The sequence below is a fragment of the Nocardia flavorosea genome (assembly GCF_015477805.1).
Taxonomy (GTDB): Bacteria; Actinomycetota; Actinomycetes; order Mycobacteriales; family Mycobacteriaceae; genus Nocardia; species Nocardia flavorosea_A.
This window is the reverse complement of the sequence record NZ_JADLQL010000003.1, coordinates 287,021-313,085: the sequence shown is the minus strand read 5'-3', so window position 1 is coordinate 313,085 and position 26,065 is coordinate 287,021. Positions and strand designations below refer to the sequence as shown.

The following is a 26,065-nucleotide window of genomic DNA, read 5'->3' as shown; positions in this document are numbered from 1 at the left end:
TACGCGTCAACTCACCAAGCAGGAACGGGCGGTGTTGCGCGAGGCCGAGCAAGGGCGTTCGGAACAGGGGATCGCCGAAGCTCTCGGCCTGTCGGTCAGGACCGTCCGCAACTATCTCGACCACATCACCGACAAGCTGGGATCGAGCCACCGCCCCGCGCTCATCGCCATCGCCCGCAGCCGCGGTATCGATCTGTCCGCCGACGCGGACCCTACCGACCGGTCCGCCGAGTCGTACCGGGCCGGGCCCGCCGGACCGGAACACGTCGATGTCTCCGTGCCTGCCGGGTCGGGCCGCCAGGCCGACGGCGCACGCGCGGCCGAAGCAGCCGATCCATTCGATCGGGCGGAGCGGCGCGACTCCGCATCCCACAACAGACCTGACACCGTCGCCATCGACCTCGAGGCCGACCAGTCGGCCACGGAAGCGCCGGGCCCAGCGGGCAAGGGCCACACCGCCGACCCCGGATACTGGGAACGGTATTGGGCCGAAACCGATGCCGCCATCGCCGAGCTGTACGCGATCGATCCCAAGGCGTTCTGGTACCTGAAGTATCTACCCAGACCCGACCCCGGAGAGCCGTTCGGAGCCGACTGGGTCAGCAAAAGGGGCATCTGGTTCGACACCCTGATGTCGGAGGTCGTCGGCAAGCTGCACGAGCTGGAGCTGACGAACGACGATTTCCAGGACATGAGCGCGACCCGGCTGGGCTCGATCATCTCCTCGCTGGTCTCGTGGGGGGTCGACAAGGTACGCGAGACCGACCTCGCGCAAGAGTTCACGGACAAGGATTTCCTCGAACTGAATCGGGTCCTCGGGCGTGCGCCTATATATGCGGCGCTCGGCTTGATGGCCGTAACCGGTTTGTCGATCGACCAGATCGTCCACAACGGCACGATCAGCCGGGAATCGCTGTTCATCCAGCAACAGAAGACCACGGGCGACGGCCGGACCATCACTGTCTGGAAGCTACGTACGCTGCCGCAGAACGAGCAGCAGAAAGCCAGCACCCGCGATGTCAGGGATCGGACCACGCCGTGGGCGAGATTCCTGCGGGCGACCTCGCTCGACGAGTTACCGCAGCTGGTGTCGATCCTTTTCGGCAAAATGGAGTACTACGCAGGTAGACCGCTGCTGGACAACGACCTCGAGCTGATGGGCGCAGAGCTCACAGAGACGGAACACTGGTTCTGGCACCGATTCCTCAAGGACGATCTGTGGTCGGCGCTGCACTTCCCGGGCTGCCGTTGGCTCGAGGCACAGAGCCCGGAGTATCTGCGGGCACGGTATCTGGCCGCCTTCATCTGGTCGAGGATGGGGAGCCGGACGGCCGAGGAATTCATGATGAAGGTCGTCGACCGTTATCTGGCGAGTACGGTGCTCCGGGAATTCCCGAACCTGGCCCTGGACACAGGAAAGGAAATCGTCGACGGCGGTATCGGACTTCTTCCGGCGAAGGTCCAGAAGCGACTACGCGCGGCCGCCGGCCCGGTTTCCGCGGCTTCCGGCTGGATGGCCGAGCTGCTCCGACGTCTGGTGGACGGTGCGGCAGATCGCATCTATCCCGGCAACACACTCCAGACCGGCCGCGAGTGGCCGGGCACGAACGAACAGCGCCCGCCGGCCGCTGCGCAACGACATCCCGCCGAGGACAACAATGCCGGACGAGACCGCTTCGCTTCATCGCTGCTCGAACGAGAATGGCTGACAGCCAACGGGTTCCGGTTGTCCGGCATTGCCCACGGCGATGCCGAGACCGCCGACCGTATTGCCCACAACATCGAAGCCATGCTGACCACCCAGCCGGATTCCGGCTATGTGCGCGATATCGCCGATGCCGTCTCCGCTGCGGTCCGGTGGGGAATCGGCACACTGACGGTGACAGCCGGACTGGATGCGGAAGGAACACTTCATGTCCAGGTCGTCGACGCATCCAGCGAGAGCAGCCAGGTCGAGGTCAACTGGTATTTCGGCACGACGCCGCGGCCGGTGGAACGGGTCGCCCGGCCATCCCGGGATGCTCCGCTCCGAAGGAATTCGGAGTCACGACAAGACGGTGACGATCGCGCGGCGCGGTTGCTCGCGGATTCCTCGGACAGCCGCCCCGCCTATCAAGCCGAGATCGGACCGACACGCAGGGCGATCGCCACCCGCGTGCGAAACGAGAACTCCTGGGTGACCGACGACCAGGACCATGCGATCAAAACCATCACCTCCGAACTCGTCACCAACTCCCTGGGATACCTGCACAACTTCGCGGCCGAACACGGGCTTGATCCGGAGCCCGAGATCGATATCAGGAGTACTGATACGGAGGATCGGCACAGCGTCCGGATTGCTTTCCACAACGAGATCGCCCCGGGCGACGCGGTGAACCTGCCGGAATGGTCTGCCCGCCAACAGGACGTGAACCGCCAGGGCGGGCGCGGAACGCGGCTCACCCACGCGATGAGTGACAGCTGCGGGCGGATCATCACCTTCGGCCTGCACCGCAACACCATCGAGCAGTGGTTCGAGATCCGGCGCAACGACGATCCTGCCGCCGCCGAAGAGGAAACCCTGGCGGGATTCGAAGATTTCGACCTCACTGCGTTCGGCCTCGACGAGAACGATTTCCAGGTTTCGGTCCCGCTTTCGGGCGAAACCGATACGCCGGACTCCACACCGGGCACGCCGGAGACGACCGCCCGGCCGGAGCGCGGACAAACGACTCCCGGCCCGGCGGAGATCAACCCAACCGACGCATCGCAGTCTCCCGGAGACACCGAGCCGCCTATCGCCGGCGGGCCGGACACTGTCGCCATCGACCTCGATCCCGAAGAGGCCGACCCGACGAGCCAAAACACCGGCCGGGCCCCGGAGACCTCGCCCCAGCGGCGGCTACGCGACACCGAACTCGCCGGCACCGCGCATCACGCGGCACCGGCCGAACCCATCGATGCAGAGCCCCTGCCGGAAGCAGTGGCGGTCGCCGAGTTGCTGGGGTCGGCTCCGGAAACAATCACTGCGGCGACAGTCCTGAACGCGATCAACCCGATCCAGCAGGCACTGCGAACGCTCGACGGGGCAGCGCAACAGCGCGTGGCAGACGCGATCGGCTCTCCGGTACTGCGGGATTGGCTTCGGGAACGAATCACGCTCGCCCGGGAAGTACACCAAGCGCGGGAAAACCGCGCACCGGTGCTGCGGATAGCGGAACTGAACGGCCGGATCATGCAGCTCGACAGTGCTCTGCCCGAGCTCCTGGGCCTGCGTCCGGCTCCCTCGGACGGGCAGAGCACTGCCGCGGACGAGGACCGGACGTCTGCCCCGGCTCCGGCGATACGTGCGGCGAGCGAAACGGTGCAGCCACCGATGCGCGAGGTCGCCCGGGGCACCGAACCGACCGAAGATCTCCTCTACGAGTTACGCGGGCTGGCCGCGGCAACGGGCCATCGGCAAGTCTCCGGATTCGTCACCGCGGTAGCCGACTTCCTCGATGCTGCCTTCACCCTCAGCCATACCGCCAGGCCGGCTGTGCCGCGGGCGTTCACGGGGCCGACCGAGGTCGAACAGCGCACAGCGCACACGGCGTACCGCGCCGCGGGAGCGCGAGCGAGCGCCGAGTCGATCTTCGGACCGGCCCCCGTTCCCGGTCGCGAGATGGCCAAACGGCGTGCGATCGACGGCTGGTGGCAACGGCTGTCACCGGAGCAGCGCCGCGCGGTCGTCCACGACGCTCCGGAAGCGGTACAGCGCAACGGCAGAGTGCCTGTCGTTTCCCGCGAGTACTCCAACGCTGCGAGCGAGTTGATCCTGCGCCGGGTCGTGGCAGATCTTTCCGCACGCCCCTCCGCCGAACTGGACAGCAATGAACGGCAGCTACTGGATTATGCGCGGCGCCTCTGGGACGATCTCGTCCGCGCCGAACAGCGCGCCGCTCCCGGTTTTGCGGTGACGCTGCTGCAATTCGATCCGGCGAGTCTCATCAGCCTGGTCGGTTACGCGCTGGCCGATACCGAGATCGTGCACAGTCCGTTCTGGACCGTACGCGTCGGGCCCGACGACTTCACCTGGGTGGACCGTCTTTTCGCACCGGGTCCCGGCGAAGGTGTCACAGCAGCACATCCGGGCCGCCGGCCCGGCGGGCAACCCGGCCACGATTTCGACATCTCGCTGGGCCCGCGCGGGGTCGGCGGGATGCGGCAGAGCGAGACCGAACAGATCGCCACAGCGACGCTGGCGCGGGAACAGTTCAGCCAGTGGCTGACCACCCGGTACGAATGGCGCAGTGCCGAAGGAGCCGCAACAGCGGCGGCCGCAGTCGAAACACAGGTGCGCAGCGCACTGGCCACCAGTACCGGCGAAGTCCGCGTGGTTGCCCGGGTGGGCGGCGGTTCGTACGGTGAACGCAGGCTGGTCGTCGAGATCATCGACAACAACCCGCATACCGCGCCGCACCCGACCACGGCGGCCCCCGGCATGGATTTCGAGTCGGGAGTGCTTCCACTCGAGACCGCGAAATCCACCTGGTTCCTGTTCGGCGAATCGATGGCGGCCCCGCTCCTGCCACCGGGCGTAGCTGTTTACGAGGCGTTGGGTGCGCGGATCGTGCACGGGTTCGCCCCCGATCCCGAATTCTTGTGCGCGCGCATGGCTCTGCACCGTCTCGGTTTCGGGCCGGAGGAAACTCCGGGTTTCGAGCAGCCCCACCGTCCGGCTTACCCACAGCCGCTCCCCTGGCCACCGGATACGGTGGGCGCCGTCACCCTCGATCCTGCCCTGGGGTCCGAAGCCGCCACATACGCCGCGGCGGTCGCCGCCCCCGCCGAGCAGTTCCGCGCTGTCGGACTCGGTCTCGCGGAGAACGTCGCCCTGGTCACCGAACAGCGGCCGGGGTTCGTCACCTCCGAAGAATTCGACTGGGCCCGGCAGACCGGCGGCAGCGAGATGGCGTGGTCGGGTACCCACTTGCTGCAGCTGCTACGCGCGATCAAGGATGCGGTATCCACTGCCCACGAGACCTTGCTTTCCCGGGCCGAAGTTTCGCCGGGTACGCGCGGCCCTGCCGACTCCCGACTGCACGTGACCGTCGACCTCGACAGCCATACCTTCCGCGCCCGGCTCGACCCCGAGACGGCCCAGGAGTCCGGCCTCCCAGCGGAACCGATCGAAGGCCGCTGGCGAGTTCGCGACGGTCTGATCCTCGCTGCCACGGCGATACCGCAGCCCAGTCGGCTCGCTTCGGCGCACGAACGCCGAAACGACACCCACCTCGCCGCACTCGACGAGGCCGAGGCCCGGTCCGGTGATCCCGATAATCCTGCTGCTGCGAAACCAGCTCGAGCCGACCACCGAATCACCTACGGTCCCGGCGCGGCCGTCCCCAACGCGAACGACGCACTGGACAGCCCATTCCGGCTACGCTCCGGGCGCCGCAACCCCGCCCCATGGGACCCCCTCCACATGGACGGCGGCGGCGCCCATCGTGACCGACCCGACGACTCCGAGCCACACGCGAACGGTGAACCGGATAGCGAGCCCGAGGGCCTGGTCACCGGTCGCGGAAGTCTCCGAAAGTTGATCACCCCCTCGGTGCCCGAGGGCTTTCGGCGCGTCGGTCACTTCTTTCTGCCGAACCGTTCCACCGACGACGGTCCGGCAGATACCGGCACTCCTCGCGCCGAGACTGAAACCAACGGATCGCTGATGCGGCTGTACCGCACGGACCGAGAATTCCGCAATCTGGCGACCGGTGGGCTGGTGTCGAGTATCGGGTCTGCGGGCGCAGAGACCGCACTGATGTTGATGCTGATGGATATCGACCCCGGCACCGCGGCGCTGGTCTCCACCCTTTCCGCCGTACCGAAAATTGTGCTGGCTCCCTTCGCCGGCTACCTGGCCGATACCCGTCGACCCACTCGGATCATGCGACAGGCCACTGTCGCGACGGCGCTCAGCTCGGTCGGTGCGGCTGTCGCGACCGGATTCGGTGTGCCCCAGATAATTCCGATTCTCATCGGTACAACGATGGTGGGGGCCGCCGCCAGCACCCTTTACGATCCGGCCCAATTCCGGGTAACACCGGAGGTCGTCGGCACCGATGAGCGCATACAACGGGGATACTCACAGTACAAAACATTCGAGAACAATCTCAGTCGAACGATCGGGCAGAGCCTCGCGGCAGTGATGCCACCGTGGCTTTCCCTCGGGCTGAATGCGGCGGCCTCGAGCGCCAACCTGGCCGGGCTGCGGCACGTTCGCGAATTGCCTCCAGAGAAACCAACCGAGTCGCGATCCGTTCGAGACCGCCTGCGGGCTGTGTTCGTCGACGGTTTCACCGCGTTGAATGAGGATGCGATTCTACGCAACTACACGTGGAACCTCGTGACCACCAACGGGTATCTGGGCACGCAATACTTCTATTACCTCCATTTGATCACCCAGGCCGATCTCTCCCCGGCACTGACCGCCACGGCCGTGCTCATGCCTTCGGCCGGTGGGATGATCGGAAACTTCTTACCCAAGAACTGGTTGAGCAAAGTCGACATCCACAAGCTCCTCGCGGCCAGATACGTCGGTCTGACAGGTATGGCGGCCAGCGCACTGACGGCCGCCGCTACCGACCAGACGTTCGTCGCCGGCGCCGGCTATCTTGCGGGTTGGGCGATTCTAGGAGCCGCAGGCGTTCAGACCAACGCCTACTTCACCATCAACATCCCGATAGACCGGCGCGGGCGGGCATCCTCGTTCATCAATGTCGCCGCGCTCAGTGCCTACTCGGCATTCGGTTTGGTCGGCGGGGTACTCATCGCCAACCAGGGGTCCGTGAACACTGCCGCCGCAATGACCGCGGGGATGGGAGTGATCACAGCCGCGTCGATCGAGCGGCGCTTCGAAATCCGACGTCTAATGGCCAGTTGGCTCTCATCGCTACAGGACATCGACAGCAAGCCTGCCCCGATCCACCGAGAAGCCCCGTCGCACCCGAGCAGCGAGCACATCGCGCCGCCGCCGGCGATAGCACAGGTTCGTTCGCTCGATGGTGAGCCGGTGGTCGAACTGGCCGGTCGACCGCGCCTTCCCGACGGCGTCTACACGCTCGAGTTCGCCTCCGAAGACCCTGTCGTGCCGGCCCCGCCGTCGCATCCTGCCGGGAAGCCCGTGGCCCACGGCCCCACCGGCACCCCCGACGCACCGCCGAACGAGGAAACCCGACCGGGGCGCGCTTCTCACGCGAACATTCGCGGGCGCGGCTCCGGCGCCGATGTCCCCAACACAGAAGACACACTGGACAGCCCATTCCGGCTACGCTCCGGACGCCGCAACCCCGCCCCATGGGAACCCCTCCACATGGACGGCGGCGGCGCCGCCCGCGGCCGGCCCGACGATTCCGAACCGGGCGACCCCACCGGCCGGCACCCCCGCAACCCACATCGGCCGCCATCCCCCGAAACATCGCGTGCCAGCGACGCAGGCGATTCGGCCCCCGCACCCCGGCGACTGGCACAACATCTCACAGACTCCCGAGAGAGCGCCGCCGTTCCCGGGCAGCCGGCCGCCCCGGACTCGGTCACGCTCGACTTGGAGATCTCCGACGTGGCCACGCTGCAGCAAGCGATGGCGGACGGGCGGACGAACTCGGTCACGCTGGTCCAGGAATACCTACATCGGATCGAAGTCCTGGACAGGTCCGGGCCTCGTCTCAACGCGGTCCGGTCGTTGAACCCGAACGCGTTGCGGGACGCCGCCCGGTTGGACGCGGAGCGGGCCGCGGGCCGCGTGCGTGGGCCGCTGCACGGTATACCGGTACTGATCAAAGACAACATCGACGTGGTGGGTATACCGACGACGGTCGGCGCACTGGCACTGCGCAATTCCTATCCCGCTCAGGATGCCTTCCTGGTGGCCCGGCTGCGCGAAGCGGGAGCAGTGATCCTCGGAAAGACGAATCTGACGGAATTCGCGAACTTCGTGACCGAAGGAATGCCGAACGGCTACAGCGCACTCGGTGGGCAGGTCGTCAACCCCTATAACCCCGAGGTGGATCCGTTCGGCTCCAGCAGCGGCTCGGCTGTCGCGGCCGCGGCGGGACTCGCCGCGATCACCGTGGGCACCGAAACGTTCGGTTCGATCATCAGTCCGGCGGTGTTCAATTCGCTGGTCGGTGTCAAACCTACGGTCGGTTTGATAAGCCGAACCGGTATCCTTCCGATTTCGGTCACGCAGGACAGTGCGGGACCGATCGCGCGGACGATTTCCGACGCGGCGGCCTTGTTGAACGCACTGACCGGCGTTGACACCGATGACCCCGCAACCGAGGCCGCTGCCGCCGTGGCGGGCACGGACTATGTGGCAGCCCTGACGACGGAAGCGCTACGCGGTAAACGCCTGGGAGTGGTGGTCACGACCGCCGAAGATCTCGACACGACGGCATCCCCCTCGGATGCGCTCGCGCTGTTCGGCGAAGCCCAGACGGTCCTGCGGGCGCAAGGCGCAACTCTCGTACCGGTCACTGTGACCCCGCCCGGAGGGGAGGGAATTCTGCTGTTCGAGTTCAAGCCGGCTCTGGAAAGCTATTTCGCCCGGCTTCGGGCCGATGCACCGATTCGAACGCTCGATGAACTGATCCAGTTCAATACCGAACACGCAGACGAGGCGATCCGGTACGGACAGTCACTGTTCACACAAGCGGCAACGGTCGACCTGAACGATCCCGTGGTACACGCCGAATATGTGGCCCGGCGTGATCGTTTAAGGGCCGAATACCGGGCCGTGATCGATTCCATACTCACGGCGGAGGGGCTGGACGGCCTGCTTTTCCCCCACCTCAATTCGTGGTGGGTGGCGCCCCGGGCCGGATATCCGGCGGTCTCGGTCCCGATCGGATACGACCCCGCGGTACATCAGCCTTACGGTATGACCCTGGTCGGCACCGCGTTTTCGGAATCTGCGCTGCTGGCGATGGCCTACGCCTATGAACAGGCGGCGCAGGTGCGTCGCCCACCCTCGGACTTCAACCCGATGCTCGCTGCCGCGCATCCCGCCGGGAAACCCGTGGCCCACCGCCCCACCGGCGTCCCCGACGCCCCGCTGAACGAGGAAACCCGACCGGGACACGCTTCTCACGCGAACATTCGCGGGCACAGCTCCGGCGGCGACGTCCCCAACACAGAAGACGCACTGGACAGCCCATTCCGGCTACGCTCCGGACGCCGCAACCCCGCCCCATGGGACCCCCTCCACATGGACGGCGGCGGCGCCGCCCGTGGCCGACCCGACGACTCCGAACCGAACGACCCCACCGCCCGGCACCCCCGCAACCCACATCGGCCGCCACCCCCCGAGTCATCGCGCGGCGGCGACGCACACGATTCGGACGCCGTATCGATTCAGGATGATATCGACGAACTCGACCCGGCTGCCGCGCTCCGCGCCAAACAATGGATCGCCGGCCAGATATACGATGCCTTCGGGATCGAGGTGCTCGGGTTCGAGAAGTTGAAACTCGCCACCGTTGTGGGGATCAAAAATGGGATCGTAGATAAATTCGACGAACTCTTGGAGCTGCACAGATTCGGCATCACGCCGGATTCTTCTCTGGCGGAGAGAAGAGAATTGATTGCGACACTGCCGAACCGACCGGACTTCGCGCCGGATATTATCGCAGCTGTACCACTCGATGCGAAGATCACGGGATTCGCAATCAATGAAATACTGGATGACCGAACACGTTTGATCCTGATCAACACGAAGACAATCGACAAGGCCGCGATCTCCGGGACGTTGGACCCGACCGGAAACACCGGATATGCCACGATTCAGCACGAAATAGATCACCTCGGCGATCCTCTGGCGTTCAGCACCGACCTGCCGACCGTGCAGCAATCGACCGAGGCCCGGGCATTCGGATATGCACTGACCTATTTCGAACTCCTCAAATCACCGTGGTCACCGGAGCACGACGAGTTCTTCGGCACCTGGAGCGAACGTGACAATAACAATTTCGGCGAGCTTCCACGGTTGGCAGCTGACGCGAATTTCGAGGATTGGCTGGACCAACTCCCCGCGTACGGGTTCGAGATCAAGGAGAGGACGGCATCCGATACCGAATTCGAACTGTTCGAACATTGGCTCGGGAATCAAGATAAGCCGGAGTTTCATGTAGACCTGTCCGATCTGAAATCTCGATACCCCGATGGAAAATACCCGCTGAAAGAGTTCATCGACGAATGGCGCAACAATGTCGGCCGAGAGCAGCGAGAGGATATTTCGCGTGACCTGGAAGTCTACCGGCGAAACAACTCCGGCCCGGATGGTGGGGCTCGTCTCGCGCTGGGTGCCCGGGACGTGTTTTCCCCGTCCGAATCGCTGGCCGAAGCAGGACTCGCCTTCGGGTTCAGCGCACCGGCCGATTTCGCACATCCCGCCTACGCGCTGCAGGCACTGCGACGCGGGCTGAAACCAGTCGAAGTCTGGCGCGACGCCACACGCCGTAACGAGGTGGCACGACGGCGTGCGGCCGACCGCGAACCGGTCACGGTGCCGTCCGGCCCTACTGCCGGCATCGGCGCCGACGGTCCAGCGGTGCGATTCCAACGCTCCTGGCGCAATCTGTCATTCGCCGAACAGGAGCAGATGCGAGCCGACAGGACGCACTGGGCGGCCGACGAGGGTTCAGCATTTCCGCTGGACGAAATGGCACGTTCGGTCGATCAGCAACGCCGCCTGCTTCTCGGTCTGGACCCGGATGCAGCCGCCGCCACGGACGAGCGCCCCGAGGCGACTTTCGCCGAATCCGCGCTTGTTCCGACAAATGAACTGGCAGAACAGATCCAAACGATCATCGAGGTGTTCAGTGATCTGGTGCCCAGATTGCAATCGGGCCACGATGCCTCGCTCATCGCCGCTCAGGCGGTGGTACTGGAACAGGCTCGCACCAGGGCAGAAGAACTCGCGGTCCGCGAACTCACCCTGGCCGGGCTCGCTGCCGTCGACAACGGCGGAATGTTGGAAATCTTCGTACCCGAACATCACGATGGCGACGCTGCCGCTACCCTCGACCGCGCGGGGAGCACGGCCGTCGTCCGTCGCGTGCGTATCGACCTGACCGGACGGATTCTGGTCGAACAGCCACAGAATTCCACCGCGGCACCGGCCATACAACCGGTACGGGATACGAGCGAACAAGCTACCCGCGATGCCACCGAACAGAACGGAAAGCGTCGTGGAGCACCCGGATCGCCGCCACCGGACAACCCGGCCGGTGGACGCGATACCGCATCGCGGTCGCAGCGATGGGCACGCGATCAGATCGCAGCGGTACAGAAGTTCGCTGCCGATGTCGCGCCCGGGGACAGTGTCCAGGAGTCGCCGCGCGAGGTGCCGTCAACCGACGGCCGGCGGGAACTCCACATACCGCTGGATCCGGGGCGCACGGCACAAGTAGTGCTGGAGGCCGACGAGACCATCGACATCTCGTATGTGCATCGGGAAAGCGATACCGAACATCGCTCCGCGATGCGCGCCATGCTGAGTTCGCTGACTCGCGGCGCGACGGAAGAGCTTCCGGTGGCCGATATCATCGACCACCTGCTGTCGGCGATGCAGCAGCATTATCGAGAGGCCGCGGGCGGGGGGCTCACCGACGTCCCGGTGACGCTACGCGTCGAACCCGGTGAGTTCGGACCGCATGTGCACGTGACCATGCAGGCCGCACAGCTACACGCCGGGCTCGAACTCGAGTACGGCGGCGACCGCCGGCCGCGGGTGCGCACGGCGATACCGGCGCCGATCGGTTCGGACCTGGACGATGTCGCCGGCGTGATCGTCTCTGCAAGCCGACGAGCGGCCGGAAGCATCGAGGAGTGGGACGGTGCGTCGTTTCCGGGCCGAGCCGCGACCGACTGGCTGAAAGCAGTTTCCGGGGCGCACCATTCCGCCGACGGCGTCCGGTTGTCGACGTCTTCGCAAATTGTCGTCACCGTTTCCGGCGAGCCGGGGGTCGGCACTGTCCATTACGAGGCAACCGATCTGGTTTCCGGCCGGACCGATGAGATCGTTTTCCAGGAAAAGTTCGCACTCTCGGCCGCGGTCGCCGCCGAATCGGCGCAGCGATCCGATACCGGCCCGATCGTTCCCGGCAGCATGCGGGCGGGTGTACCGGTCGACCACCCCGGCTACCGGAGCTGGGAGGCGGAGCTGCAGGCGTCGGCGCCCGGCTCATGGATGCGGGTGACCGAGCGACGCCCCGACGGTCCAGTCGACTACGAGGTGCATCTGCGCGATGGTGTGACGCTGATCCTCGATCCCCGGACGGGGACCACCCAGCCCGCTTCGGAGATGGATTTCGCCGAGTCCTCCACCTGGACGGCGGTAGCATTCGATCCTGCGGGCGAACCGCTGCACCCGGCGCCGGAGTACATCAGGCAGTTGGCGCGCGAGCGCGCGGCGCTGTGGGAACAACTGGATCTCGACCCGCCGAACGACTTCTCCCGAGCGGCAGCACAGCGAGTAATCGAGATGCACCGCGAACTCACCAGCACCGACCTTGCCGGAATCGATGAATCGCTGGCCGGTTTGTACTCGGACGAGCCGGCCATCCGCTATGTGCTCGCCGAACCGCTGCTGGCCCGCCGGGCAGGAGTCCTCCGGCGGCTCGCCGCGCTGGCGGAACTCGACACGGTGGTGTTGCGGGGTGAGCGAGCACTGAGCCGGTGGCACCCGTTCACCACGGATATCGACCTCGCCGGGGCCACACCGCTCACACCGCGAGTCGCACGTATCGCGTCGCGAGAACTCCTGATTGTGGCACCGGACGGCGGGCATCCACAGGCGCTCGAAGCCGCTGTCACCGCCGACCCCGCACTGGCTGTCGCCCTGTGGCGCGGCTGGCATATTCGATATGTCGGAATGACCATGGGGACCGAAGGGATCGAATATGTCCCGCTGGATGCCGAGGAGGTGGAGCGAAACTATCGTGCGGCGGTGCGCCGAGCGTTGGAAACGCACCTGCTGAGCGCCTATCTCGCGGCCCGGCGCAAGGCTGCGGCGCCGGTGGATATCGAGACTTGGTTGCAGCCGCTCGACCCGTCGTTGTCGAACATTCCCGAGGATGGCGGCACAGCAGCGGCGCCGGAGCCGGTCCGCGTCGCGCTGGAACTGTTGCAGACGGGGATCCTGAATCGTGAGACGGCCGCTCGCGTAGCCCAGCCGGCCAGCTGGTCGATTCCGGTGCACGCGGGTTGGCTGACCGGCGTGACCGTTCCGGTGGAGTACCGACGGCAGGACGAGCGCGCCCCCGGCGGATGGGTCGTATCCACCACCAGAAGCGCCGACGGCACCGCCGAGGTGATCGCACACCACTTCGCGCAGCTCGAACGCTCCCGGCGCGGCCGGGCAGCAACCGGGTTCCGCACCCCTGAGCAGTTGGGGCAGGCCGTTCAGAAGCTGCTGAACAGCACCGATGCGCTGCCGCCGCTCTCCGCCGCGCAAACAGCAACAGGAAAGGCGGAATCGACTGGGGTACATCACAGTTCGCAAGTCGAGCCGACGGATAAGACAACTACGGATCCGCAACGTGGCGAGTCCGCGAAGCCCAGCGGCGCCAGGGAGTTGCCGCCGGCAACCGAGGTCGCCCGGATCGACAACCTTCCAACCCTGGTGGAGTTCCGCCGGTACGCGGAAACCAAGGTTTCCGAGGTCCTGGGCACCGTCCTCGACCGGTGGGCCATGATGAAATTACTTCGCCTGGCCACCGACCCGACCGCACCGTCGGGTCTCAAACGAGAGCCCCTGCCGGTACTGCGACGATGGCGCCGCAAGCTGATCGAGGTGGAGCCTCGGTTGCGTGCTCTGGGACTCGACGAGCAATACGAACGGATGGCCGCGGGCATCGACCGCGCAATCCACAACCCACCTCCGAGCCGGGATACCCGCTCATCGCCGGGCAAGGCCCGAAAGATACCGGATAATGCAGCCGGTAACGCGGAACACGCCGACAAGCCCGACCCCAACCCCGCCGAGAACAGTTCACCCGCGGCTGTCGAACTGGGGACCATCGATCCGCAACAGCCCGTGGAAGCCCAACTGGCCACGATGCAGGCATCAGTGGCCGAATGGCTCGCGAATTGGGCGGTGCCGGAACATATTCCCGCAGCCCGAAGAGTGATCACCACACTGACGAAAAGCCTGCAAAGGCAGGGCCCCATACATGTGCGCCTCGGCGCGGACGGCGACAACCGCTGGATATCGCTGTCCGTCGACATGGAAAACACCACATCGCCGTCACTGGACGCCACCGATCTACACCACGACGGCGATCGGGTCTGGCGTGCCGAGCTATCAGCGGACGGCACGATGGTGGTCACAACGACCTATCGGGAGGGGGACAACGACGATAACCTCGCCCGAGTGGCCGAGGCGCTCATCGGGGACGCGAAACTCCTGGTGGCAGACATAGCACCCCCTGTACGCGACATGGTGCGCCACCAGAGCGCGGAAGTGCCCGACCGCGCCGCGGAAGTACCGGTCGAGGTCCGCATGTCACCCGGCACGTTCGGCCCCCGTATCCGGGTGGTCGCCAGATCATCGATGCTGCACAGCGAATACGAGCTCGGTTATGACCAACCCGCCCCGACAGTACGCCGTTCGATCCCGGTGCCGACGGGTTCGTCTTCGCAAACGATCGCGTCTGCCATCGAGTTGTCCAGCCCCCAGTTCTGGGCGGGCCCGGGAGAACCGGCAACACAGGCATTCGACTGGTTCCTCCAGGTCGCAGGTGAATATCCCGCTCACACCAGTGGAACTGTTACGACCTCGATGCAGTTGACGATCACTCGCTCGGGTGAACTCGGAGCACAGACGGTCAACTACCGGGCAGTCGATATGGCATCCGGCCATTCGTACGAACTCACACTGCACGAGACTCTCGCATTGGCCGCTCAGGCGGCGGAATCCGCGCGGCATACCGAGACCGGCCCACTCGGCGCCGGCGATACCCGCGCGGCGACTCCGGTCTCGTACCGGAATTTCGATGAATTGCGGACGGCACTCGACCGACTTCCGCCCGGTGGGTGGATCCGATTGACCGAATACAACGGTGACCGGCGGATCGATTACGAGGTGCATCTGCACGACGGGTCCCTGATCATGGTTGATCCGCGAAACGGCAGCACCCGGGACTATACGTACTACCGGCCGCCACGTCGCGCGAGCTGGCAAGCAGTCCTTTTCGACGCCGCCGGCGAGCCATTGCATCCAACCCTGGAATATGTGCAGCAACTGACTCGGCAACGTTCTGACGAGTGGGAACGGCTCGATCTCGATCTGCCCAACGAGGATTCCGCCTCCGAACGACAGCGGTCGATCCACGTGCACCTTCGTCTCGGCCGGATGGAAATCGACGGAATCGACACGTCACTGGCCCGCCTGCACGACGCGGATACACCCGCCGACCGTTACATACTGGCCGAACCACTGCTCATGGAGCGAGCCGAGATCAACGCCCGGGTAATCGCCCTGGGCGAGCTCGAGTCCCTGGTCATGCGATATGACCGGGCATTGACGCGATTCGTCGCGCCGGCAACCGAGCTGATGTTCGCCGAGGAACTCGCGCGCAGGCAGGGCCGAGTGGTCGGCCAAGTTGCGCGTTTCGCCCCGCCCCCTGGTTATCCAGGCGAGATCTGGATCGCCGCCCGTCCCGGCGGACATATGCGGGCACTCGAGAATGCGATCGAAGCCGCACCGGATCTGGCTCCCGCGTTGTGGACCGGCTGGCTCATCCGATACATCGCGATCGACGTGAGCCCTTACGGGGTGGATTTCAGGACACTCACTCCTGAACAAGCACAGGATATCGAGCAGCCATATAGATCATCATTTCGTCGAGTACTCGAACAACGCCTGTTGGAAGCTTACTTCGAGGAGCGGCGCGAATACCGGATGTCGAAACGCCTGCGGGAATGGCTGGCACCTCTCGAGCCGTCGTTGGCCAATGCGTTCCAGGACGACGGACCGGACCACCGGGCCGCACCACGCCGGATAGCTCGGGATTTGATGCGCACGGGGATCTCGAACGAGAGAGCAATGTGGCAGGTGGCGCCGGCTACGGATCGGCGGTTGGTTCCGGTCAGTGCGGGTTGGCTGGAAACTGTGGTCGTTCCGGTCGAATTCCGGGAGCGGCACGTCCAGGGAGCCGCAGAGGGATGGGTGGTGTCCACTCCGGGTAACACCGGCGATATCGCGGACCTGATGGGGCGGCAACTCGCTCAGCTGACCCCGTCGGGGTTCAGGTCGCGCCGGACTTTCGCAAGCGAAGAAAAACTGCGCCGAGCTGTGGAGAAGATACTCGACGGCGACCGGCCACTACCGGCGGAGATCCGGCCGAATCGGCCGGTGAAGACCGCGAGCGCCGAGACGACCGAACTACCGCGCGCGGCGGCGAGTGCCCGGATCGGTGATCTGCCGCGCGTCGACCAATTCATGCAACACGAGTTGCGCGCGATCTACACAGTCCTGAAGGACGTCTTCGACCTCGACGCCGCCGCCGCGTTGTACGGCTTGATTGCCGACCACATCACCACATCGATGTACCGGCCGATATCGGATCCCGATGCCGGCGGCGTCGCCGAACTGAGCCGTCTGCCCGTATCCGACCTCCGAGAGTGGCACCGGACACTTCCCGATGTACGAGCGCGACTGTACGCACTCGGACTCGGTTACCGGTATCAGCAATTGCTACTGGGCCTCGAGCAGGCGATTCGTGCCGCGGCGAGCCGGGGAATCCGCACCGCCCCCGACGCGACAGCTGCCCCGCGGCCGCAGCCCGCGATCCGCGGCCCGTGGGGCGTTGCCGAGGACCCACTCGACACCGGCGGCAATCCCTTCGGTCGCCGCCTCGGGAAAGCCGCGCGAGATGCAGCGCTGAAACGACTCGCGGAACCCCATGCGACCGACGGTGGCATGCCTCGGAACAACGGCCGCGAAGGAAGCCGGACACCTTGGAATGCCCAGCGAGCGCCCTCCACGGAATCGGCCGGTACGCACCACCGCGCGGACCGGTCCCGGTTGAGCCGCGACCAGGAACGTGTCCTGCGGTGGATTGCCGAAGGGTGGTCGAATGCACAGATCACCGAGGCCCTGGGCGGGCAGCAGGCATCGAAGTATGTCCGGGAGGTGGCATCGGCACTCGGAGTTGCCAACAAGCGCTATCTGATCGCCGCCGAAGCCACGCGGCGCGGTGTGGTGCTGCCCGCCGCACCACTGACTGAACTTCGCAAACGTCTGACACCGCGCCAAATAGTCGTCCTGGCATATCTGTCACGCGGACACAGCAGAGCCGATATCGCGACGAAGCTCCAGGTCTCGCCGCGCACAGTCGACGAGCACGTCAACAGGGCACTACGCGATATCGGCTCCGCCAACCTGGTTGTCGCCATGCCGAGAATCGTCGGCGCTCTCGATACATTCGATGAGCAAACGCTCACTGAGCTCACCACAGCGTCATCCGCAAGGACGGCCCCACCGGCCGACGTCGGCACCCCCGTCGACCGGATGTCGTCCGAGCAGGTCTCCCGCCTGGCGCGGCAAGGACGGACTCATTCCGACATCGCCGCCGAGATGGGCATGAGCGATCGCGAGGTCCGACGGGTTCTGGCCGATACCCGCCGCGATACCGGAGATTCCGACGCGCACCGCGCCGCAGCACGGGACGAGGCTCCCCCAGCGCGAGATCCCGCGATATCAGAAGCACCCTCTGTGGATATCGAGAACCTGGACCCCGCAACGGCCCGACGTATAAGCCGCGAGGTCGGCCGGGAGATCTTCGACACCTACGGCTTCGAGGTACTCGGGTTCGAAAAGCTGGCGGTCCCGGTGGCGCTGGCCATCCGAAACGCCATCATCGATCATTTCGACGAAGTACTGCAGCTGTACACCTTGGGGATCGGCGTGGACTCCTCGCTCGCCGAGCGAAAGGCCGTACTCAACCGTATTCCGGGGTGGCGCGACCGGGCGCCGGAGGTCATCTGTGTGGTTCCGTCTCGCCAATCGAGAGGCGCGGCGGCCGGGCGGTCGAACGTCGGAAACGGATCGAGAATTCTTTACCTCAACGAGAAGAATTTCCGCGCGGACGAAGCGTCCAGGAAGCAGAAGATGCAGGGGGTATGGACCGATTTCGCCTGGAACCCGACCGGAAGCGTGGCCTACGCCGTTGTTCGCCATGAACTGCAGCACTTCTTCGACAAAAGGGCACTGGACCCCGGTGCGGAGGCGAAGCTGGAGTCGATCGAAGCCAGGGTGATGGGCGAACTGTTCACCCATTACGACAACCTGAGGCACCCCGAGCGCGCCCTGGCGACGAACGCGTTCGGCGCGATCACCGAACAGGATTTGGTGAACCTGGGCGGGGTACCGTCGATTTCCCGCGATATCTCGTTCCCGGAGTGGATTTCGACACTGCCCGAGATCACACGTTCTCGGAAGCCGGAACATCCTGAAGATGCCGAGTACCAGAACTTCCAGCACTGGCTCACGCGGCTGATGGACAAGCCCGGATTCACTATCGACGAGACCGCGCTGCAAAACAGCGACGGCGCCGGAAGTTATTCGCTGCAAGTTTTGTTCGCTGCATGGCGTGAGCAGATGGATGCCGATCAGCTGGCGAAGATCGAACGCTCCCGGGAATTGTCGCGCCTGCAGCCGTCGGAGCGGACCGGCAGTCTGGTCGCCGTACCGAAACTCGGCGACCGAGAAGTGATGGACGTCGGCGAGATGCTGGCAGAGGCGCCACTCGCCTTCGGCCAGAGCGCCCCCCGCGCACTGTCCGACCCGGCCTATCTGTTGCAGGCGCTGGGACGCGATATCACCGTCGTCGAGGTCTGGCGTGATATCGACCGGCGCAACGCCGTCGCGCAACGACGCGCCGCGGATCCGGGCCCGGTTCCCCAACCGGCACCCCTGCGCGCAACCATCGCCGCCAACGGTCGCGCCGCCGCCATCGCAGCCTCCTGGCGAGGCAAGAAATGGAAGGCCTCGGACGACTTCCGGCAGCGTTTCGACGAAATCGCCCGGATGGTCGATCGGCAGCAGGGCATCGTTCTAGGAGTCGATCCAGAGTCGATACCACCCGAGTACGCATCGTTCACCGAGTTCGATCATGTACCGACCGGGGCGCTGGCTCGCCATATTCAACACCTGGGAGAGATGGCCCGCCGACGATCGGTTCGACTGGAGCAACTGCGTCTATTCCTGCTGTCCTCCGCATCCGCGGTGGAACGACTCGGCCTCGCCGACTGGGTTCGGGCCGGTGCACCCACCTCCGAGCTGAATCCTCGAACGCTGCGAGAACGGGTCGACCGCGAAGCTGTGCTCATGGGTGACGGATCGTCGGCAGACATCGCCGACCGGCTGGACGCGATCCTGCGTCTCGACACCGATCTGTCGTCCGCACGAGAGCAAGCTGAAACGACGGCGCATGCCGATCTCGCCGCACTGGGCCTCGACATGTCCGGCATCCAGGTGGGAGTCGCCCTGGACGGCCGGATCCTGGTCGACCGTACTCCTGAGAAGAAGGCCAAACGCGACGTCCACTCAATCATCGAGAAGTCCCTGGAAAGAGGCGATACCGACAGTGCCGTACGGGCATTCGACGCCGGTTACGGAAAGTTCCTGCGCGCGTGGCTGAGCAAGCAGCGGTATGCGAAGGAACCACGCTTCGTCGACGACCTCGCTGCCAGAATCTTCACCCACGCGGTTTCGGACTGGAACAACAACGCAGGATCCAATCTCGGCGACCGACTTCGCCGCAGCATGGACAAAATACTGGCCGAAGTGTTCGACACTCGTGGGCTCATCCAGTTCATCCGCGGCCGAGCGACCGAATCGTGCGTCGATATCACCGCGCGCCAGCAGGTCACCCAAATACTTACCGATATCACGGCGTCCGAATTCGACCGGGCTCTCGATGCCTTGCCCGAGGAACAGCGCGCACTGCTCAACAGCTTCCGTCCGGATAGCGCACGACCGGCCGACAGACCGAGCAGGCGGATTGTGCTGGACGCCGTCGACGAGCTTCTCCGCAGCGCCGCGGCCATTCGGGAGATTCCGTATTCCATCCGTCGCGACGACGGTGACCGACTCATCTCGGCCCGGCCTACACCGTGGAGCGAAGCTGCACAGAACGTATCCGGTGATCGAGACCCGCATGCCGGGCCGACGAGATCTTCCGGCCCGCGAGATTCCGACGGCACAATGGATTCCCAGCCGCATCGGCTTCCGGCCTCCGCCCCGGACAATCCACCCGATACAAAAGGCGCCATCGAATTCGATTCGCCCGCATCGGTTCGGGCTTACGCGAAGGAACACTGGGGCGACGGTGCCGAACACAAGAAACTTGCGGATACCTACATTACCGAGGGGACAGCGATAAACAGCTATATCCGTGGTGATCCCCGATGGCGCAATCTCACGATGAAGCCATGGGAGGCCGCGGATGTCGACGCTATCGTTGACCAGCTGCGCTCTGTGATGAAACCGATTCCGGACGCGGTCGTGGTCCGGCGCTACGTCGAGAGCCGGTTCATATCGGGTCTCCGTCGAGGAGATGTGGTGCCCGAGTCCGGATTCATTTCCACCATCGCCGACCCGGAGCCGCCCAACTTCCTCGAGCACAGGTCCGGCATACTGTCTTTGACGGTTCCGCCAGGAGTTCCGGTCGCTTTTCTGCACAATGGGTTCAACGAGCTGCTGCTGCCACCCGGGTTGAGCTGGCGCGTGACCGAATCGGTGGAGAGTGACGACGGCAAGGTGCGGGTGGCCGGCGTCGTCGAATGGGACGGGTCGCCGCCCCAGGAGCAGGAGGGGCCCGAGGACTCACCCGAGCGCGATGAGAAACCTTCCCGGGATCCCGGCACCGAGGTGGCGGAGCCCCGTTCCACCGGACCGAGTGCTGAGCACGCGGCGACGGAACCGGCACCGCCAGATACCGTCCGCGCGACCGAGCGGCAAAAGTCTCCGCTCACCTATGCCTTGGTGGCCGACTCCGCGAAGGGGCCCACAGAACGCGACGTCGGACGCAAGCCGGGCCCGGACTCTACGGAGAGTATTGCCGAACCCGGTGCCGGCCCGTTTCCCGAGCCGGCCCAGCGTCGCACGGACACGGTACCCGAACACGTACGCAAGTGTGTGGTGCAAACCGTCCGCGTCACCGGGGCGGTCGGCTACGACGATGCGACAATCCCGGATGAGCAGGCCGTCACATGGAATGAATTGGCGGATAGCCTCCATACCGAATTCACCAGGATTCCCGCCTCGTGGCTCGGCGCCGAGACCGTCCACGACTCCCCTGTTGCGCGAGTCCTCGACCTACTCGAAAACCCGGACAGCGAGCTCGATACCGTAGTTTTCGTCGTGAACAACGGTCATCGGGCCCACAGCTTGATGGCAACATCGACACCTGTCGAGGGGTCCGTCGAGAATTACGTCGTCATCTCCGACACCGATCTCCCCGATCCGGGTGTCGCATCCGAGGATCGTCCTGACAGCCATGATGCGGAGCAGCCGAGGCAGCGCACACCCAGAGTGCGCACCCGCGAGATCTGGGAGCGGGAGATGTCGCAATCCTATCGCGATATCTCCGAAGTCGTCGTGGTCGGCTTCACCCGGGATGCCGAGAGCGGCCGACTCGAACTTCTCCCGCCACAAGACGCCGACCCACCCGGTCAGGACCTGTACCGGCTGGAGATCCATGGCCTTCTCGGCCGTCGCCCGAAACATCTATGGCCCGGTTCGGCCGAGGATTTGCCGGACCTCGAGTTACTGGCCGGGGAAGTCGTACGCAACAGGTGGCTGGTCGAGCAGCTCAACACTGCCTTGGGGGTGAATTTCCGGTGGGCAAGCGATTTCCGAGCACATATCGCCTCGCTGCCGGTGACAGCGCGCGGCCGGATCACAGCAGACACCGAGTGGTGGTTGGCGAATCTGCCAACCACCGAGGACCGCATCCGTCGCCTGGTGGGCGGCGCCGGACGACGGATCGTCGACGGTGAAATAGTCGGGTGGGACCACGGTCTCCAGCTGAGCGCCGTGTCGGGCAAAGAGGCCGCGCGGCGCATCCGCTCGCTCCGGGAAGGACGAGATCTTCGACTGGCAACGAAATTCACCCCACGGTCGGTGGCCTGGCTCGAGGACTACCTGACCCTCGAACAACATCCGAACCCGTCGTTGAGCTATGCGATCGAATGGATGTGCGAGGCGAATCTCGACGGCATCCCCGCCCCTTTCGGCACCATCTCCGGGGCCCGTGCCTCCTGGACCGAGCTGGCACCGGTCGCCAAGCTCTGGCTGGACCACGACGAGGATGTGGAACCGGCCCCACATCGTGCCCTGCATCCCGTGAAAGACACCGTATTCGACTGGTCGTGGCGCTACAACCGGGTCTTCTGGACGTCGGGACCCACAGTTCAGCTACGAACGGCAGACCTACCCGCCGGTGAGATCGTTCGCGGTCGCTGGATCCACAAGGAACAGTATGTTCTGGTCGTCGACGCGTCGGCCGGCCGGGAAGAGATCCGGACCGAACTCGACAAGCATATGCGCCGGCTGATCGGTGAAGGCTATACGCCCCGGCAGGCTCCACCCCGAAATAGTGTGCTCGGCAAATCTCTCACCGCCGGCATAGAAAACGCCGGATACGTTGCGGGTGCCGGATTGGCGGCCGGGCTCGATATCGGATTCATGCCCTGGCCGCTGATCGGTATGATGGTGGGCAGTGCAGTGCGGCACGGCGGTGGGGCGATCACCGAGTATGTGTCGGCCAACAAAAAAATACGGCAGGAAAAATTGGCCGAACTCTACGACGCCTCGACAGCTGGGGGAATACCGCCGCCCGAGCGAAATATCAGCGACGACCAACACCGGACTGCCGAGATGTTCGGGAAAGTCGGGCAACTCCTCGGTCGCGAGTCGTTGCAGTTCCCACCGCCCGCGGAAGCGATGCAACTGTCGGAGCAGCAGCAAGCCGAACTCATCCATCGAGCCGAGCGTCTGATGCGTATGCTCAGGCAGGGGGTGGAAGACGGCACGTGGCGACTGCTGGTGCCCAAGTACATGGCGGCGGAAAACGGCTGGCCGAACAAACATTTGGGCCCGTTGGACGGGACCTCACTACCAGAAGAAGCAGGCATCTATTCCTTCCCGCTTGTGGGCAACCAATTCATAAAAGAGTCGACGGTGCACTACAGTTTCGCGGTCGGCGACAGCACACCGAGGACTTACATCGAATTCCGGAACACCGGCCGACTCAACGATTTCCGCCTGACAATGGTACTGTGGCCCAACCTGTATTACGCCACCGATGAACAGTTGGCAGAGGAATTCTTCGACCATTTCTCCCGTTCACTGTCCACCGTCGGCAGCGCTTATTACGATATGCCCGGAGTGGGAACACGACTGAAGCAGCCGGCGATTGTCAACGGCGTCCTCTATGCACCGGCAACCATAGCTTTGGCAAGCCTGCTGGGTGTCACACCGCTGGCTCTCGCCATGGTACTGGGAAGGGCCGGCGGCGAGCTCGGAAAAATTTTCGCCGACGCGTGGGGCCAATTGGCAGATTTGTACAACAGTAAGAACGCCTTCTACGCTATGCAGAAGCGGCTGGAATTCGGCGCATCGGTCGGTCTGGATGTGCGACTCGCCCGAAACTCACTCGAGCTGAGCAGGTACCAACGCGCAACGCATCGAGACATTCTGGAACGTTTCGGTCTATCTTTGGCCCCGGAGTCGGCGAGCAACCTTGTTTCCGACGAGGACCTTCTCACTGTCATAGGTCGTGTCGTCCACGACTGGGCCGAACAACACGACGCGATCGACGATGTGCGAGTCGAGCTCCTCAGCGAAGCCGCAATGTCCGAGGTCACCGGCATCGAAGTGAAGGACATAGCGGGCGGCGCCAACGACGTGCGACTGGCCACCCTCCACACTTCCCTGCATGACGGACGCCGGCTGATTCTCTACGCCGCGTTTTCCATCAACTCCGACCGGAGTTACGATATGCCGCTGGTGTCCTTCACCAGCGCCGACTACCACCATCGCGGCACGGCATCGAACGTGGGTAGCCGGTGGGAACAGTACCGGGAGCGCCTCATCGAGATACGGCTTCCGGCGCAGTGGCGACACCACTTGCCGGAGGACGATGCGGCGAAACTGCGCCGCACACTGGACGATCTACTCGCTCGCGAGCGAGTGATGCACGGTATGCCGGTAGGCGAGCTGATCAAACGGGGTCTGATCCGGGCCCTCGGGGGCGATGTGGCTCCGGGGCTGCTCGCCTTGCTCGCCAACGATCCCGCCGTACTCGTTCGCGAACTCACGAACGCGGGAATCACCGTGACCGATGAGGGCCTCGGCGCGATTCTCAACGCCGTGGAGGAGCATCGCATCCTGAACAATCGAGCGTCGGCCATATCCTCGGAGGATCCTACCGCCCGGACTCTCACCGAGGATTGGGAACTTTCGGTCCAGCAGAATACCGACAGCATCCGCGCGGCCGCAGCATGGCTGAAACAAAAAGCCGAGGCCCGCCCGGACCACCCGCAACTCCGAGAACTGGCCACCAAATGGGCAGACCGGGCCGCAACAGTGAACCGGCAACCGTGGGAACTGGCGAACGACGTTCTGGTGGAGGTCGAACAAGCGGTGGCCGAGGATGATTATGCCGAGGGAGTGGACCGTCTCGGCGCCGCCAATGTTTTCGAGGTGACCATCGCTCGTACCGGAGAACTACCGCCCCGTCGCGAAATCGTGGAGATACTGCCGAATATCCCCGGCGCCGGCACCTATCTGCGGCCGAACCCCGACCAGTACGCCGACGTCGACAGCTACCTCGTATACGACCCGGCCGATCCCGAGTCACTACGTCCGCTACTCACCGCCTGGTTCGCTCAATGGCACGGCTCTCCATTCGGTGGAATGCTTGCTCGCTCGAGCGGAATGGATGTGACGGTATCCGAGGGCAGCGCGGCAACGAACCGGATGGCCTCCGGCCGCAGCGAGGGCGGATCCGAGATCGGAGATATACCGTACGTGGCTGCCAGTGCAGTCAACGGTCTGGGCCAGGCATGGGTGGATCGCGGGTTCGCCGATAAGGAAGCGCAGGCCGATCGGCGCTACCAGGCGCTGATGCACCGTGACATCGTGAAGGCCGGCAAACCGCTCGAGTCGCTCAGGCACCGGCTCCGGTTGGAAACAGAGAAGGTTTTCCGGGAAATCGTCGCCGACCTCGGCACCGCGGCCGAGTTGACCGGCGACACAGTCCCGGACGATATGGTTTCCGTACTCGCCGGTCTCCGGCGTCCGCTGGACGACGACACCGACGATCACCCCGCGCGACAGGCGCCACGCATGCCACGCGGAATCGTACGAGAGGGCACCGCGGACTCCTCCTTGCAACCGCGACCGGACTACTTTCCGGGTCGCGCGACCTGGCAGCGAGAAGTACTCGACTTCGCTGGTCACAGCGTGGAAAAGCTGGCCGAGGAGCTCGGCGTACCGACCGAGCAAGCACGCACAATCCTCGACGAGGCGATGACGCGTACCCACCTGCTGACCGAGCGAGAACTCGAGGAGGCCGAAAAGTCGTTGCCGAAGGATCAGCAGGATCGGAGACGGCCGTATCTAGGAGGCTCCCTCGTCGACTGGCCGACCTCGACGATCTGGCTGGCGCCGCAGCGCACCGACTTGATGGCGACAGCGTGGCTGCGGCAGGTGCTGCGGCTCCGGCACGGTTCGCCGGTGGACGAACTGGCGCAGACCGATGCCACATCCGCGGAAGTCATAATCCGGCGTGAACTGGCGATCACCGAGCAGCTACGGCCGATTCTGGCCCACATCATCGAGCTCTTCGGTGACGAAGCAGCGCATGCTCTGCACACCGAATTGGAGGCGTCGTCCGGATCGGCGGCGGAGCAACGCCTGCGAAATCGTCTGAATGAACTGGCGGATTACGCGGCCCGGTTCGAGGAGGATCCGAGAGGGGGCATGCCGCCGGTGGAGCTGGATCTGTGGACCAGTGAACGTCTGCCAGGATGA

At 64.8% G+C, this 26,065-nt stretch carries 1 protein-coding gene (only partly in view); it reads left to right on the top strand.

Annotated elements, in window-relative coordinates; genetic code table 11:
- A protein-coding gene (locus tag IU448_RS16830) for an MFS transporter (protein WP_195056578.1) crosses the window boundary here: on the top strand, window positions 1-26,065 show its 3' portion. The gene continues 9,305 nt to the left of window position 1, outside the view; only the last 26,065 of its 35,370 coding nucleotides appear in the window; its start codon lies off the left edge, out of view; its stop codon occupies window positions 26,063-26,065.